This is a genomic window from Leisingera sp. SA215 (assembly GCF_055902035.1).
Window position 1 is genome coordinate 858,453 of sequence record NZ_JBVVXU010000001.1, and the last position, 14,257, is coordinate 872,709.

Below are 14,257 nucleotides of genomic sequence, written 5' to 3' on the forward strand. Positions count from 1 at the left end.
GCTCTATCAGCCCGCCTGCCCTGCTTCAACCCTGCGGCTGCCGCAGGCCACTGCGGCAAACCCCGCCAGCAGCACCACCAGGCAGATTTGCAGCAGCTGCTCGTATTTGTGCCCGTCATAAAGCAGCGCGGCCAAGGCGGGCAGGTCACGCAGCATATAGACCGTCGCCCCGGCCATCGCTGCGGCATAGCTGGCCAGATAGGCCCAGAGTGCGACCTGCCGCCCGGACAGCGCCGCCGCCAGCACCGGGGTAAGGAACATCGACGCGGTGCCAGAGACGGCAACCGCATCAAACAATGTCTGGTTGCCCCAAAGCGTCAGCGCACCGCCCGCTGCTGCAAAGACCAGCATCGCCAGCCGTCCTCCGGCCAGCGTGCGCGGCATAATGCACAGTTCTTCGACCATCAGTCGCGCGGCACTGCTGAGCGCCGAGTCCAGCGTCGACAGCGCCGAGACCAGCAGCGACACGATCAGCAGCACGAACACCCAACCGGGCAGCATCGCCGCCCAAGTTCCCAGCAGCTGGCCTTCATAGGCCGCGCCCTCCAGCGCGGCCTGGATGCCGAAGAAGCCGAAGCCGAGGATGCAGAGCGCCGAAATCCAGAAGGCATGCAGGAAGCTTTTGCGAGTGGTGGCGGGATCGGCGAGGAAGCCGCGGTCCATCATCACCGGATCATGGACCGGGTAGGAAAACACCTGCAACGCGGCGACCGCCAGCAGGACCCAGCCGTTGTGCGCGCCCGCAGCGCCCGGCGCGGTCAGCACCGCGGCGACGTCAAACCCCGGCCGCAACAGCAGCGCCGCCAGCGCCGCGCCGAACACGGCCAGGAAGAACAGCATCTGGATCACATCAGTGCGCAGCGCCGCCGACAGCCCGCCCCAGGCGGAATAGCCCAGCGCCAGCAGGCCGACAGCCACGATGGCAATGGTCTCCGCGCCCTCCACCTGCGGCAGGGCGGCGCTGAAGATCAGGCCCACGACCAGCAGGTTGGCAAAGACCTCGGACAAAAGCCGCAGCGCAATCACCAGGTTATAGGCAGTGGTCCCCGCCGCACCGAACCGCACCGACAGCCAGTCCTGCACCGAAGCCGCGCCCTGTGCGCGCATCCGCCCGACGATATAGCCGCCGGTAAGAAAGGAGCCGTAGTAGGCCGCGTAGGCCAGCGTGCCCGCAATGCCGTAGTAAAACCCGAGGATCGCCGCATTCATCAGCGACCGCGCAAAGATCCATGTCGTCACTTGCGACAGCACCAGCGTCCACAACCCCGGCACCTGACCCTCGACGGAGCGTCCCCCGAAGAAGCCTCCGACCGTTGCCCTGCGTGGCGCGAACCACAGGCTGAGCGCAATGACGGCGGCAAAGAGAGCGGTAAGGGCTATGGCTTGCATGGATAGATCCCGAGATGTGGTGCCTCCGGGACTAGCAGCGCCCCCAGGGCGCTGCCAGATCCCCCACAGGATCGTGAAGGCGTGTCAGCGGCCAGGATGCCAGGCCTGTGGCAGCAGCTCAAACGCCGCCCCGGCCCGCACCTTGCCGTTCACCATCAGCTCAATCCGGTGCGGCCCCGGCACCAGCTTGAAGGTGGTGGCGTCGCCTTTCAGCTTGTGCTTCTTGCCCAGCTCCAGAATGCCGCCGGTGATCCTGGCCTGCTTCAGCTTGAACACCTTGGCCGAGGCCTTGCCGCCCGGGCGCTGGAAATGCAGGATATAATCCACCAGAACCGGCGCGCCTGCTGCGCCTTCCAGCCGGCAGGAGAAATCGAGCGCCTCGCCGATGCGCACCGTCTCCGGGGCAGCAATCAGCGCTTTCAACGCCAGCTCCGGGTCGTACCCCAGCATCGCCATCGCCCGCGGATGGCCTGCCTTGACCAGCCCGCGCAGGGCATGGGCGGTCATCCAGTCCAGCTCCTTGCGGTCCTGCACCGCGGCTTCGCGCCAGCTCTGCAGCCGGTCCATCACCAGATCCGGGTCCTTCTTGGCGATATCGTTCAGATGGTTGGCAACCGAGCGGGTGACATAGCGGGCGGGATCGCTGTGCAATCGGTCCAGCAGCGGCAGCGGCTCCGCCAGCGGCAGGCCGACCGCCGCGCCCCAAGGCAGCCGCGGCCGCGTGCCCTCGCTCACCAGCCGCCGCACGTGATAGCTCGAATGCCCGGCCCAGCCCTGCATCCGCGACATAACCTCAGCCGGCCAGCGGTTCAGAAAGGGGCGGATCGCCCATTCCATCGAGAACCTCTGTGTCAGCTCTTCGAGCAGGTCAAGCGACAGATCCGGGTGCGCCTTCAGCCCCTGTGCGGCAACATACTCCCCCAGCGGGGCAAAGATGAAATCGCCAAAATCATCATCCGTTTTGCGCGGATCCAGCCGCGGCGGCAGCGCCCTCAGCAGCACCGGCGCGGCCTCCGGCAGCGCCTTGGGCAGATGGCCCGCCAGCACATCGGCGATCAGCGTCATCCGCTGCTTCAGCTCCAGCGCCGGCAGTTCCGCCATCACCCGGCTTTCAAAAGCACTGGCATCAAACCCAGGCTCAGCCGCCGAAAAAAGGCCCGCCAGATAGCGGACCTTGTCGCGGTTGAACAGCTGGTCTTTCAGGGAAAATCCCGAAGCCATGTCAGCCCCTTACATCGTGGTATTGGTGGCGCCGCCGTCCAGCAGGATATTCTGCCCGACCATGAAGCCCGCGTGCTGCGAGCACATGAAGGCGCAGGTGGCGCCGAACTCAGCCCGGGTGCCGTAACGGCCCGCCGGGATGGTGGCGCAGCGCTGCGCCTTGGCTTCCTCGGGCGTGATCCCCTGCGCCTTGGCGGCACCGCCGTCCAGCGATACGGCGCGGTCGGTGGCATGGATGCCCGGCTGCAGGTTGTTGATGATAACGCCCTGGCCCGCCACCTGCCGGGCGGTGCCCGCGACATAGCCGGTGAGACCCGCCCGCGCCGCATTCGACAGCCCCAGCACCGGGATCGGCGATTTGACCGAAACCGAGGTGATATTGACCACCCGGCCCCAGCCGCGCTCGATCATGCCGGGCACCAGCGCCTTGATCAGCGCAATCGGCGTCAGCATGTTGGCGTCCAGCGCCTGAATGAAATCCTCGCGGTCCCAGTCGGTCCACATGCCCGGCGGCGGCCCGCCCGCATTGGTGACCAGGATATCCACGCCCCGGGCTGCATCCAGCACCTGTTTCTGGCCCTCCGGCGTGGTCACATCGGCCGCCACCGTCACCACATCCACGCCGTACCGGTCGCGGATCGCCTGCGCCGAGGCTTCGAGCGCCTCGGCTCCGCGGGCGTTCATCACCAGGTTCACGCCGGCCTCTGCCAGCGCCTCGGCGCAGCCCAGTCCCAGCCCCTTGCTGCTGGCGCAAACCAGCGCGCGCTTGCCCGAAATACCCAGATCCATCGTTGTTCTCCCTCGGGATTCTTGTCCGTTTCGCGGAGCTTGCACCGGCTGCGTCCGGATGGCCAGCCCCGCAGCCGGCCCCGCCGCACACAGCCGGCAGCGTGAAACTGCCTGGAAATCCGCCTCTTCCCACCGCCTTTTCGCCACATTCCCCCAGCAAATCTATTTGACGGACCGGCCTGCGGGCCCGCATATAAAAGCGAATACCGGCCGCATATGGGACAGAATTTGACTGCCAGCCTCTCCTCCGTCCAGGCCTACCCGGCCGAGCGTTTCCGCGTCGAATACGGTGCCAACATGGGCGACCCCCTGGGTCTGCTCGAGGACCTGGTGCTGGATGACATCTACCTGCTGAACAGCCCGGTGCCGCCGCAGCGGCTGGGCATCGCCGCCTATCACGATGGCAGTTTCCGCATTGCCGCCGACACCGCCCTGGGCGCCCCGGGGGCGGCGCTGCATCTGGACTGCCTGCTGACGCTGATGCCCGACAGCGGCCCCAATACCGAGATCCTGGTGATGGTCGAAGTGGACGGTGACGGGCTGATTGACGGTATCTATCTGGTGCCGCTGGCCCCCTTGCAGGCGCATATGCCCTATACGCTGGTCAAGGCCGGGCGCAAATCGGCCCGGCGCAAGCTGGCACAGTCCGCCTGCGTCTCGTTCACCCGCGGCACCCGCATCACCCTGGCCACCGGCGCGCAACGGCTGATCGAGGACATGCGCGCAGGCGACCGTGTCCTGACCCGGGACGACGGCATTCAAGAGGTGCGCTGGGTCGGCCAGTCCACCCTGCGGGCGGTGGGCGACCTCGCCCCGATCCTGATCCGCAAGGGCGCCTTGAACAACGCCAACGACCTGATCGTCAGCCCGGCGCACCGGCTGATGGTCTATCAGCGCAGCGACGAGATCGGCGCCGGCGCCCCCGAAATCCTGGTCCGCGCCCGCGATCTGGTGAACGGCCATTCGGTGGTGGTGCTGGACGGCGGCTTTGCCGATTACTTCCAGATCCTGTTCGACCATCACCACATCATCTATGCCGAAGGCATCGCCGCCGAGAGCACCTTCCTCGACCCGGTCACCCGGCCGGTGCTGCCCGAGGATTTCTGGACCGCCCGCCCCGGCAGCCCCCAAGGCAGCCTGCCCGCGCAGCACAAGAGCGGCGCCCACGGGCTGGATGTGAGCCGCTCGCTGCTGGACCGGCCCGATGCGGTGGGGCTGCTGAAGCGGGCGTCGCTGCGGTAATGCGTCAACTCTATGGCGCCAGTGAGCCTCCCAGCCCAAAACGGACATCGAAAAGTCAAAACTCAAGGGACAACTCTTCCACTTGGCATCAGTCGGGTGAGATGGGTGCCAGTCTAATGGTCTGTGGAGGGAGCGTTTCCGTAGGAGTAGGCGCAGGATCGGATTGGCATTTACGCTTTGTTATACTTGGAAGCGGCCAATCAGGTTTAAAATTTCCGGTTTCGTCGTAGGGCCCGTGGCAGTGGATTGCTTCAACTAGAACATCGCAGAATGGGTCTATAGTATGTTCTCTCTCTTCGTCCCTAATTGGATGTGTTTGTTCGGTCTCTGGTCCTGCGATTATCGCGTTCGCTGGAAAATTCCCTTTAATTATCACAGCACCATCTTCACCGTTATGTAGTCCTGCGGCAAATTTCTCGGCAATGCTCTTTTTGTCTGTCCAGCAAAAGCCTATCTGACCATTATCCCAGTTCCACTTTTTCTCACCTCGGTAAAGAATTTTGCCACTGCCTTTGTACTTTGGCATCATGTGTTTGAGCAGTTTAGAAGTCTCAAAGTCGGAGATGATTTGCTCTCTAATCCTGTGCCCGTACGTCAACCAATGAGACTGGAATCTAAAAGAAATGTCGAAATCAGGCTTGTTTTGGGCTAAAAATTTTGGACCCGCCCCCTTCCAAAGCTCTAGTTTCAGCAAGGCCTCAAACGAGGCAGTTGCGTTGTCTGGGCTGCCAGTAATCTTAGCAATCAACCAATCCATCAACTCCAACTCAAACTCGGAATTTTGAACATAACTCATTTTAGAACTCTTCCTGAAAAGTCTGAGGAAACCTCTGCAATCGGAGCCTGCTAAGTGTCGCGACACGCGTCAAGGGCTTCTGGGACCAGCCATATAGACTTTGCAAACTCCGCTTCCTGCGCATAGCCGCCCTCACTCCCCCACCCGGCGCTCGCGCAGCTCCCGCTGCATCTCCCGCGCCCGCACGGCAATGCGCAGGATCGTGTTGTCCTTGTCATGGGCCTGGATATGCCCCGCCAGCAGCGCCAGCCAGTAGATCCGCAGCACCGAGTTGATGCGGCGGCCATAGTTCGGGCCCAGCTTGCGGAACCATTTCACCATATCCGTGTCCAGCCGCACCGTGACCCGGGTCTTGGGCTTGTCCAGCCGCTCCCAGCTTTCCATGCCGTCCCATTCGCGCGGCAGGCTCTAGTCCAGCCAGTCGCGGCGCAGTTTCTGCTGCAGCTCGTCCAGCTCCAGCTGCATTTCATTGTCGTAATATCGCTTGCTGGGCATCCCGTGGCTTTCCCTTGATGGCGGCGCCCTCACCCTGCCCTACTCCGGTCAAGTCCCGGCAAGCGGGGCGTACGGGTCAGGCGCAACACCTCAACAGAGGGCAGCGCCCGAGCCTGGGTGGGTGCGAAGCGCCCTCCCGTGGGGAGGGTCGGGCGCTGCCCGGCGGGACGCCGGGCGTATCGGAATAGGCAGCCGCCCGGTGCACGTGGGATGCACGGGAGTGCACGCCTGCCGCCCCCTGTTTTTCTTGCCTCTTGCGGCATTCCTGCTATACGCGCGCTCATGCAGGATTCCGTCACCACCCGCCCCGAACTGCCGCCCGAAATTGCCCGCCGCCGGACCTTTGCGATCATCTCGCACCCGGATGCGGGCAAGACCACGCTGACTGAAAAGTTCCTGCTCTATGGCGGTGCGATTCAGATGGCCGGACAGGTGCGCGCCAAGGGCGAGGCGCGGCGCACGCGCTCGGACTTCATGCAGATGGAAAAGGACCGCGGGATCTCCGTTTCCGCCTCGGCAATGTCGTTTGATTTCAGTGGCTTCCGTTTCAACCTGGTGGACACGCCCGGCCACTCGGACTTCTCCGAGGACACCTACCGCACGCTGACCGCGGTGGATGCGGCGGTGATGGTGATCGACGGCGCCAAGGGCGTGGAAAGCCAGACCCAGAAGCTGTTCGAGGTCTGCCGCCTGCGCGACCTGCCGATCCTGACCTTTTGTAACAAGATGGACCGGGAAAGCCGCGACACTTTTGAAATCATTGACGAAATCCAGCAGAACCTGGCGATCGACGTAACCCCGGCGGCCTGGCCCATCGGCGTCGGCCGGGATTTCATCGGCTGTTACGACATGCTGCGCGACCGGCTCGAGCTGATGGACCGCGCCGACCGTAACAAGGTGGCGGAAAGCATTGAAATCAACGGCTTGGATGATCCCAAGCTGGGTGAACACGTGCCTGCGCATCTGCTGGAGAAGCTGCTGGAAGAGGTCGAGATGGCCCGCGAGCTGCTGCCGGCCTTGGATCCGCAATCGGTGCTCGAAGGCCATATGACCCCGATCTGGTTCGGCTCGGCGATCAACTCGTTCGGTGTGAAGGAGCTGATGGACGGCATCGGCGCCTATGGCCCCGAACCGCAGCCGCAATCCGCCCAGCCCCGGCAGGTGGCGCCGGAGGAACAGAAGGTCGCCGGATTTGTCTTTAAGGTTCAAGCCAATATGGACCCCAAGCACCGCGACCGGGTGGCATTCGTGCGGATGGCGTCGGGGCATTTCAAGCGTGGCATGAAGCTGACCCATGTGCGCACCAAAAAGCCGATGGCGATTTCCAATCCGGTGCTGTTCCTGGCCTCTGACCGCGAACTGGCGGAAGAGGCCTGGGCCGGCGATATCATCGGCATTCCGAACCACGGCCAGCTGCGCATTGGTGATACGCTGACCGAGGGCGAGGCGATCCGGGTGACCGGCATCCCGTCTTTTGCGCCGGAACTGCTGCAAGGCGTGCGGGCGGGCGATCCGATGAAAGCCAAGCACCTGGAAAAGGCGCTGATGCAGTTTGCCGAGGAAGGGGCTGCCAAAGTGTTCAAGCCCTCGATCGGCTCCGGATTCATCGTTGGTGTTGTCGGCCAGTTGCAGTTCGAGGTTCTGGCCTCGCGAATCGAGATGGAATACGGCCTGCCGGTGCGGTTTGAGGCCAGCCAGTTCACCTCGGCCCGCTGGGTCAGCGGCGAACGGGCAGCCGTGGACAAGTTCACTGACGCCAACAAGCAGCACATCGCACGTGATCACGACGGCGATGTGGTGTATTTGACGCGGTTGCAATGGGACATCGACCGGGTGGTGCGCGACTATCCGGACTTGAAACTGACCGCGACCAAGGAAATGATGGTGTAACCGACGGCCCTTTAGAGAAATCAGAGCATTGAAGCCCGCCTTGGATTTGGAACACGAACACTATCCTGGCGGGTTTTACACGCTCATGCGGCGGCTCGAAAAGCGCGAGACGCCGTTTGACGATCCCCTGTCAGTGCTTCCGCCCCTGGACATCGATCTGAACGCTCTGAAGGCGCAGCGCGTGGACGGTGCGCCGGAAATGATCGACATGCCCGAAGACCGCAGGCATGCCCTGCGCAAGCGGGCGCTGATACGGACCGAGTTTCTCGGCCAACCGGAACTTTGGGCTTTGCATGCTGTGTGTATCGCTATCCTGCGCAGGCGGTCGCCGCCGCCGGAGGCGCAGCAGTTGTTCCTGCGGATCTGGAGGGAGCACGGCGGTTCTCTGGCCCTTGAACTGCCCGTCCGCTGGCTGATTTCGGCTGCGACCACCTTTGGCGACCACGGTGAAACCATCGATCAGCGTCTGGGCGGTCAGGGGCTGATGATGCTGTTCGACCTGATCAAGCTGCACGACAGCGAGCGCCGCCAGAGCGGGCGCAGGAACAGCGACGGTTTTCCGCGCTCCCGCGGCGGTCCGCGACCGGATGATCTGGGCTTTGGACTGGAGCCTTATTCCCTGCCTCATGGCGATCTGGACATGAACATGCTGGCGCGGCTGTGGCGGTATTCGGAGAATGACACGGTCTTGCAGCCGCTGGGCATGCGCATGCTGCGGATGGTGATGAGTGACCCGCGCAGCATTTTCGGGCGCATTCAGCGCTACAAAGACAGATCGGCCTCAGATGAGCGATAGTGCGGTCAAATGGGGCGTGGTCAGCACGATCAAGGCCGAGGCCGCGGAGATCCTCTCCTTTGCAGCGCATTATCTGGACGCCGGAGCGCACCGGCTGTTCCTTTATCTGGATGCCCCCTGCCCGGACGCCTATCCGCTGCTGAAAGCGCATCCGAAAATCCGCGTGGTTGAATGCGATGACGGGTATTGGCAGCAAAAGGGCCGCCCGGCGCGGCATCAGGTGCGGCAGACCATAAATGCCAATCGAGCTTACCGGCGTCAGGCCAAGGATGTCAGCTGGCTGCTGCATTGCGACGTGGATGAGTTCCTGTGGTCGGACAGCCTGCCCGCCAGCCGGCTTGCAGCGCAGCCGCCAGCGACCCAATGCGCCCGGGTCAGGCCGATCGAGGCCCTGGCCGGCGGTGATGGAACGGCATTCAAGGGATATGTTGCCGCCGCACAGCGCGGCGGCCCCGCTGATCAGCTTTACCCCCGGTTCGGCCGGGTGCTGCGCGGCGGTTTTCTCAGCCACGTTCAGGGCAAACTGTTTGTCCGGACCGGCATTGACGGGCTCAGCCTGCGCATTCACAACGCCTTTCTGGGCGAGACGGAAAACCCCGGCGCCGCAGAACTGGACGGCATGGAGCTGTGCCATTTCCACGCAGCCGACTGGCAGAGCTGGATCAGCCACTACCGCTACCGGCTGCAAAAAGGCTCCTACCGGGCCGAACTTGCCCCCGCCCGGCCGCAAGAGCCCGGGAGAATCACGACGCATGAGCTGCTCAGTTCTATCGAGTCGGATCAGGGCGAAGCCGGCCTGCGGACCTTTTTCGACGAAGTTTGCGCCGACAGCGCAGGCCTGAGGGACCGCCTGCGCGCCGCGGGGCTGCTCAAGATTCGAAAACTGGATTTAGCCAGGAAACGGCGGAAACACTTTCCAGAATTCGGCTGAATTGTCGCTCTGTTGCAAAAGACCCGGACAAAAACGCTGCAAAATCCGGCATTAATTGACGATCGCGCAGGATTTTGCTATGCCGCCTCACGAGCCGGCAGCTGCCATCCCGCATGACCTTTGCGGAGTCGGCTGCAACACACACGCGCGGGCCAGGTCAGTGTCCGCAATGACGGATGCATATGACAAAATTCACCGATCTCAACCTTAATCCCAAGGTCCTCAAAGCTGTTGAGGAAGCTGGATATGAAACCCCCACTCCCATCCAGGCGGGAGCGATTCCGCCTGCGCTGGAAGGGCGCGATGTTCTGGGAATCGCTCAGACCGGCACCGGCAAGACGGCGTCTTTCACATTGCCGATGATCACGCTGCTGGCGCGCGGCCGCGCCCGCGCCCGGATGCCGCGCAGCCTGGTGCTGTGCCCCACCCGCGAGCTGGCGGCCCAGGTGGCGGAAAACTTCGACACCTATGCCAAGCATGTAAAGCTCACCAAGGCGCTGCTGATCGGCGGGGTCTCGTTCAAGGAACAGGACGCGCTGATCGACAAGGGCGTCGATGTGCTGATCGCCACCCCCGGCCGTCTGCTGGACCATTTCGAACGCGGCAAACTGCTGCTGACTGGCGTGCAGGTGATGGTGGTGGACGAAGCCGACCGGATGCTGGACATGGGGTTCATCCCCGATATCGAGCGCATCTTCTCGCTGACACCGTTCACCCGCCAGACGCTGTTCTTCTCGGCCACCATGGCGCCGGAAATCGAGCGGATCACCAACACCTTCCTGTCCGGCCCCGAGCGCATTGAAGTCGCACGGCAGGCCACCGCATCGGAAACGATCGAACAGGCTGTGGTGCAGTTCAAGGCATCGCGCCGTGACCGCGAGGGCAGCGAAAAGCGTACCGTTCTGCGGGCGCTGATCGACAATGAGGGCGACAAGCTCACCAATGCAATCATCTTCTGCAACCGCAAGTCGGACGTGGATATCGTTGCCAAATCGCTGAAGAAATACGGCTATGACGCGGCGCCGATTCATGGCGACCTGGATCAAAGCCAGCGGACCAGGACATTGGACGGCTTCCGCGAAGGGTCCCTGCGGATCCTGGTCGCCTCGGATGTGGCCGCGCGGGGCCTGGATGTGCCCAGCGTCAGCCATGTGTTCAACTTCGACGTGCCCGGCCATGCCGAGGATTACGTTCACAGGATCGGACGCACCGGACGCGCCGGCCGCGCCGGCAAGGCGATCACCATCTGCATTCCCCGCGATGACAAGGCGCTGGATGCAGTGGAGAAGCTGATCCAGAAAGAGATCCCGCGTCTGGACAACCCGGTGAAGCCGGAACCCCAGGCCGAAAAGCCGGCCCGCGCAGCCAAGCAAGAAGCCAGCCCCCGCGCAGCCAAGCCGGAAGCCAGCCCCCGCGCTGCCAAGCCGGAAGCGGAAGCCCGCGAGCCCCGCAAGGAGGCGGCCCGCAGCCCCCGCAGGGACGAAAAGCCCGCTCAGAAGCCCGAACGCTCGTCGGGCCGCGGCAAATACGGTAAACGCGACGACAAGACAGTGGTCGGAATGGGCGATCACCTGCCCAGCTTCATCGCCCTCAGCTTCGCGGAACGCCGGGCTAGCTGACCGGCACCGCTTGACGCTTTGCAGGCCGCTCCTCTTCGGGGCGGCCTTTTTCTTTGCGGCTGCGGAAGGGCGCCCCGCCCTCCGGCTGCAGCATAGCGACCTTTGCACTTGCAGCATAACGGGTCTTCGATCTTGGCTGGCGTCAATCCGCGCAGACAGGCGTATTGCTTCCGCAACACTGTAACGCGATTGAAGATGGGCTTCGCCATGAACACCACCGACACCAACACCCTGACCATTGCACAACTCCAAGCCATCGAAGCCCGCGCCCATGAGCTGCGTGCCGAGGCTTTTGCCAGCCTGATGCGGCGCCTGTTCCGCGCCGTGTTCAGCGCCCCGCGCAAGGTTGTTTCCTGCCCCAGCTGCGCCCGCCCGCTGCACGGCTGAACCAGCCGCCGCTGCCGCCGGAGCGGCATCCGGATTGAGAACGCCGCGTGCCTCGCAAGGCCGCGGCGTTATTGAGTCTTCCGCTGCTGTTCTGCGGCAGCGCCGCGGAACCGCCAGGGTCCGCGGCGCCTGGCCCAACGGGGCCTGCTGCATCCATGATGCGGCACGGGCCAGGCGGGAGAGCCCCGCCCGGCGCGGATTTTCCAGGCGCGCAATCTGCGCGGCAAACCGCGGCGCGCTCTTTGGGCTGCGCTTCAGCGCATGCGGCTGACCACCACCGTCACTTCGGGTTTTTTGCCGATCTCGTTATGGGCGCTTTGACGGGCAATGCGGCGCAGTTCCTGTTCCAGCTTGTCCTCGTCGCGCAGCGTCTTGGCACCGGCACGCATCAGGAACTGGTTCAGATCCTCTTCCATCACCTCGACCAGGGCAGCGTTGGAACTGCCGGTCTCAGGCAGGCCCTTGACGTCGCACCAGGGCTCGCCCAGCGGCTCGTCTTCCTCGTCCAGCAGCACCGTCACCACCACATGGCCGTTCAGCGCCATGCGGATACGGTCGCGGACAACACCGTCCATGGCACCGTATTTGACAGATCCGTCCAGATAGGTGCGGCCGGTATCGACATAGCCGGCCGGTTCGGGCGCATCGCCGGTCAGGTCCATCATCATGCCGTTGACCACAACTGCGCTGGCAATGCCCTTTGCCTCGCCCAGACGGGCGTGCTGCCGCAGGTGGCGGTGCTCGCCGTGCATCGGCACCAGCATCCTGGGCTTCAGCAGGGTATGCATGGTTTCCAGATCCGGCCCATTGGCATGCCCCGACACATGGTAAAGGCCGGAGCTGTCGTCAACCACATCCACGCCCATTTCCGAAAACTGGTTGATAATGCGGATCACGCCCCGTTCGTTGCCCGGGATGGTCTTGGAGGAGAACAGGAAGGTGTCGCCCTCCTTCAGCTCCAGGCCGCGGTATTTGCCGCGCGCCAGCTGCGCCGAGGCGGCACGGCGCTCCCCCTGGCTGCCGGTTATGATCAGCATCAGGTTGTCGCGCGGCACATTGTTTGCGTCCTCCGGGCTGATCACCTTGGGGAAGTCCCGCAGCACGCCGGTTTCCGCCGCAGCCTCAATCATCCGGCGCATCGCCCGGCCCAGCAGCACAATGGAGCGCCCGGCCCGGACGCCGGCCTCGGCCAGGGTTTTCACCCGCGCCACGTTGGAGGCAAAAGTGGTCGCGGCCACCAGCCCCTTGGCCTCGGAGATCAACCGGGTGATCTCATCCGGAAGATCTGATTCCGAGCGGCCCGGATGGGGGGAGAACACATTGGTGGAATCGCAGACCAGCGCCTGGATGCCGTCCTTTGCGATCTCCGTCCACATCTCCGGGTCGAAGGGTTCGCCGACCAGCGGGTTCGCGTCCAGCTTGAAATCGCCGGTATGCACCACCCGCCCTGCCGGGCTGTCGATCACCAGCGCGCCGCTTTCCGGGATCGAGTGGCTCATCGGTGCCACGCCAATGGTGAACGGTCCGAGTTTGGTGGTTTCCGGCCAGGCCTGCACGATGTGCACCGCCGCCGGATCGTGGCCCGCTTCCTCCATCTTGCGCCGCGCCAGATTGGCGGTAAAGGCGCGGGCGTAGACCGGCACGTTCAGGCTGGAATACATATGCGCGATGGCGCCGATGTGGTCCTCATGCCCGTGGGTGACGAAAATCCCCTCCAGCCGGTCAACACGCTCCTTCAGCCAGGTGATGTCCGGCATGATCAGATCAACGCCGGGGGTGGTGTCCATATCGGGGAATGTCACGCCCAGGTCGACCAGGATCAAACGTTCCTTGTCCTTTGGCCCGTAGCCATAGACATAGGCATTCATGCCAATTTCACCCGCCCCGCCGAGGGGCAGGTAGATCAATCTTTCACTGCTCATGCGTCAGTACCATTATCCTTGTTGTATTTATGAATGATCTGCAGGCCATGCATGGTGAGGTCGTCCTCGAATGCGTCGAACAGATCAGCAGATTGCTGGAACAAAGGCGCCAGCCCGCCTGTCGAGATAACTTTCATCGCCACGCCGCGTTCCGCCTTGATTTGGGTGCAGATCTCGCGGACGAGGCCGACATAGCCCCAGAAAACGCCGGACTGCATGCAGGCGACGGTATTGGTGCCGATGACATTTTCAGGTTTGGTGATGTCCACATGCGGCAAGGCGGCGGCAGCCTGGTGCAGTGCCTCCAGGCTCAGGTTCACGCCGGGCGCAATCACCCCCCCGACATAGGCGCCATCCTCGGCCACCACATCAAATGTTGTTGCGGTGCCGAAATCCACCACGATCAGATTGCCGCCATAAAGGTCAAAGCCGGACACCGTATTGACCAGCCGGTCAGGGCCGACGGCGGTGCCTTCGTCCACCCGCACCGCGACGGGCAGCAGGCAGCCGGGCTTTCCCACCACCAAGGGACGTGTGTTGAAATAGCGGTCGGCGAGCACACGCAGATTGAACACCACCCGCGGCACGGTGGAGGAGATGATCATGTCGGTGATATCCGCCTCGATCCCCTGCAGCCGCATCAGCGTGTTGAGCCAGACATAGTATTGGTCGGCGGTGCGCTGCCAGTCGGTGGCGGTGCGCCACAGGCCAACGAACTTCTCGCCGTCATAGATCGAGAAGACGGTATTGGTATTGCCGCAGTCAACTGCCAGAAGCATT

Annotated in this window: 13 protein-coding genes; 6 read left to right on the top strand and 7 right to left on the bottom strand. The window is 63.5% G+C overall.

Annotation, left to right across the window (positions count from 1 at the left end; all coding sequences use genetic code 11):
• Nucleotides 1-6 precede the first annotated feature (6 nt).
• The 3 genes from AC0KW6_RS04140 to AC0KW6_RS04150 form a co-directional block, all read right to left on the bottom strand.
• Nucleotides 7-1,389, bottom strand: coding sequence for an SLC5/6 family protein (locus tag AC0KW6_RS04140; protein ID WP_474034165.1), 1,383 nt, complete (start codon nt 1,387-1,389; stop codon nt 7-9).
• Between the two features lie 84 nt (nt 1,390-1,473).
• Nucleotides 1,474-2,610 (bottom strand): hypothetical protein, encoded by a 1,137-nt coding sequence (locus AC0KW6_RS04145; protein ID WP_323779025.1) that lies wholly within the window; start codon nt 2,608-2,610, stop codon nt 1,474-1,476.
• A gap of 9 nt (nt 2,611-2,619) precedes the next feature.
• On the bottom strand, nt 2,620-3,399 hold the full coding sequence (locus AC0KW6_RS04150) for an SDR family oxidoreductase (protein WP_323779027.1): 780 nt from the start codon (nt 3,397-3,399) through the stop codon (nt 2,620-2,622).
• Nucleotides 3,400-3,615: 216 nt separating this feature from the next.
• On the opposite strand from AC0KW6_RS04150, the gene AC0KW6_RS04155 reads away from it, so the two are divergent.
• A complete protein-coding gene (locus tag AC0KW6_RS04155) occupies nt 3,616-4,641 on the top strand; it encodes a Hint domain-containing protein (protein ID WP_323779029.1) in 1,026 nt (341 codons plus the stop codon).
• An 88-nt stretch (nt 4,642-4,729) separates the two neighbouring features.
• Here the strand turns inward: AC0KW6_RS04155 and AC0KW6_RS04160 are convergent, their stop codons facing one another.
• Together AC0KW6_RS04160 and AC0KW6_RS04165 are read right to left on the bottom strand one after the other, a co-directional pair.
• Nucleotides 4,730-5,437: a hypothetical protein gene (locus tag AC0KW6_RS04160; RefSeq protein WP_474034167.1), complete on the bottom strand. Its 708-nt coding sequence runs from the start codon at nt 5,435-5,437 to the stop codon at nt 4,730-4,732.
• 132 nt (nt 5,438-5,569) lie between these two features.
• On the bottom strand, nt 5,570-5,821 hold the full coding sequence (locus AC0KW6_RS04165) for a BrnA antitoxin family protein (RefSeq protein ID WP_323779033.1): 252 nt from the start codon (nt 5,819-5,821) through the stop codon (nt 5,570-5,572).
• A 393-nt stretch (nt 5,822-6,214) separates the two neighbouring features.
• Between AC0KW6_RS04165 and AC0KW6_RS04170 the strand changes: the two genes are divergently transcribed.
• The 5 genes from AC0KW6_RS04170 (at nt 6,215) to AC0KW6_RS04190 (ending at nt 11,555) form a co-directional block, all read left to right on the top strand.
• Complete coding sequence (locus AC0KW6_RS04170) at nt 6,215-7,822, top strand: peptide chain release factor 3 (protein ID WP_323783894.1); 1,608 nt, start codon at nt 6,215-6,217, stop codon at nt 7,820-7,822.
• A gap of 40 nt (nt 7,823-7,862) precedes the next feature.
• Entirely contained in the window at nt 7,863-8,618 is a 756-nt protein-coding gene (locus tag AC0KW6_RS04175; RefSeq protein ID WP_323783896.1) for a hypothetical protein, read from the top strand.
• Nucleotides 8,608-9,549: a glycosyltransferase family 2 protein gene (locus AC0KW6_RS04180; RefSeq protein WP_323783898.1), complete on the top strand. Its 942-nt coding sequence runs from the start codon at nt 8,608-8,610 to the stop codon at nt 9,547-9,549. Before AC0KW6_RS04175 ends, AC0KW6_RS04180 begins: the two co-directional genes overlap by 11 nt.
• A 182-nt stretch (nt 9,550-9,731) precedes the next feature.
• On the top strand, nt 9,732-11,168 hold the full coding sequence (locus AC0KW6_RS04185; RefSeq protein ID WP_474034168.1) for a DEAD/DEAH box helicase: 1,437 nt from the start codon (nt 9,732-9,734) through the stop codon (nt 11,166-11,168).
• A gap of 207 nt (nt 11,169-11,375) precedes the next feature.
• The gene (locus AC0KW6_RS04190) at nt 11,376-11,555 is read left to right on the top strand and encodes an RSP_7527 family protein (protein ID WP_323778746.1); all 180 of its coding nucleotides are present in this window, start codon (nt 11,376-11,378) and stop codon (nt 11,553-11,555) included.
• A 254-nt stretch (nt 11,556-11,809) separates the two neighbouring features.
• On the opposite strand, the gene AC0KW6_RS04195 is transcribed toward AC0KW6_RS04190, so the two are convergent.
• Nucleotides 11,810-13,477, bottom strand: a complete 1,668-nt coding sequence (locus AC0KW6_RS04195) for a ribonuclease J (RefSeq protein ID WP_474034169.1) — start codon at nt 13,475-13,477, stop codon at nt 11,810-11,812.
• Nucleotides 13,474-14,256 (bottom strand): type III pantothenate kinase, encoded by a 783-nt coding sequence (locus AC0KW6_RS04200; protein WP_323778742.1) that lies wholly within the window; start codon nt 14,254-14,256, stop codon nt 13,474-13,476. Before AC0KW6_RS04200 ends, AC0KW6_RS04195 begins: the two co-directional genes overlap by 4 nt.
• Nucleotide 14,257 lies beyond the last annotated feature (1 nt).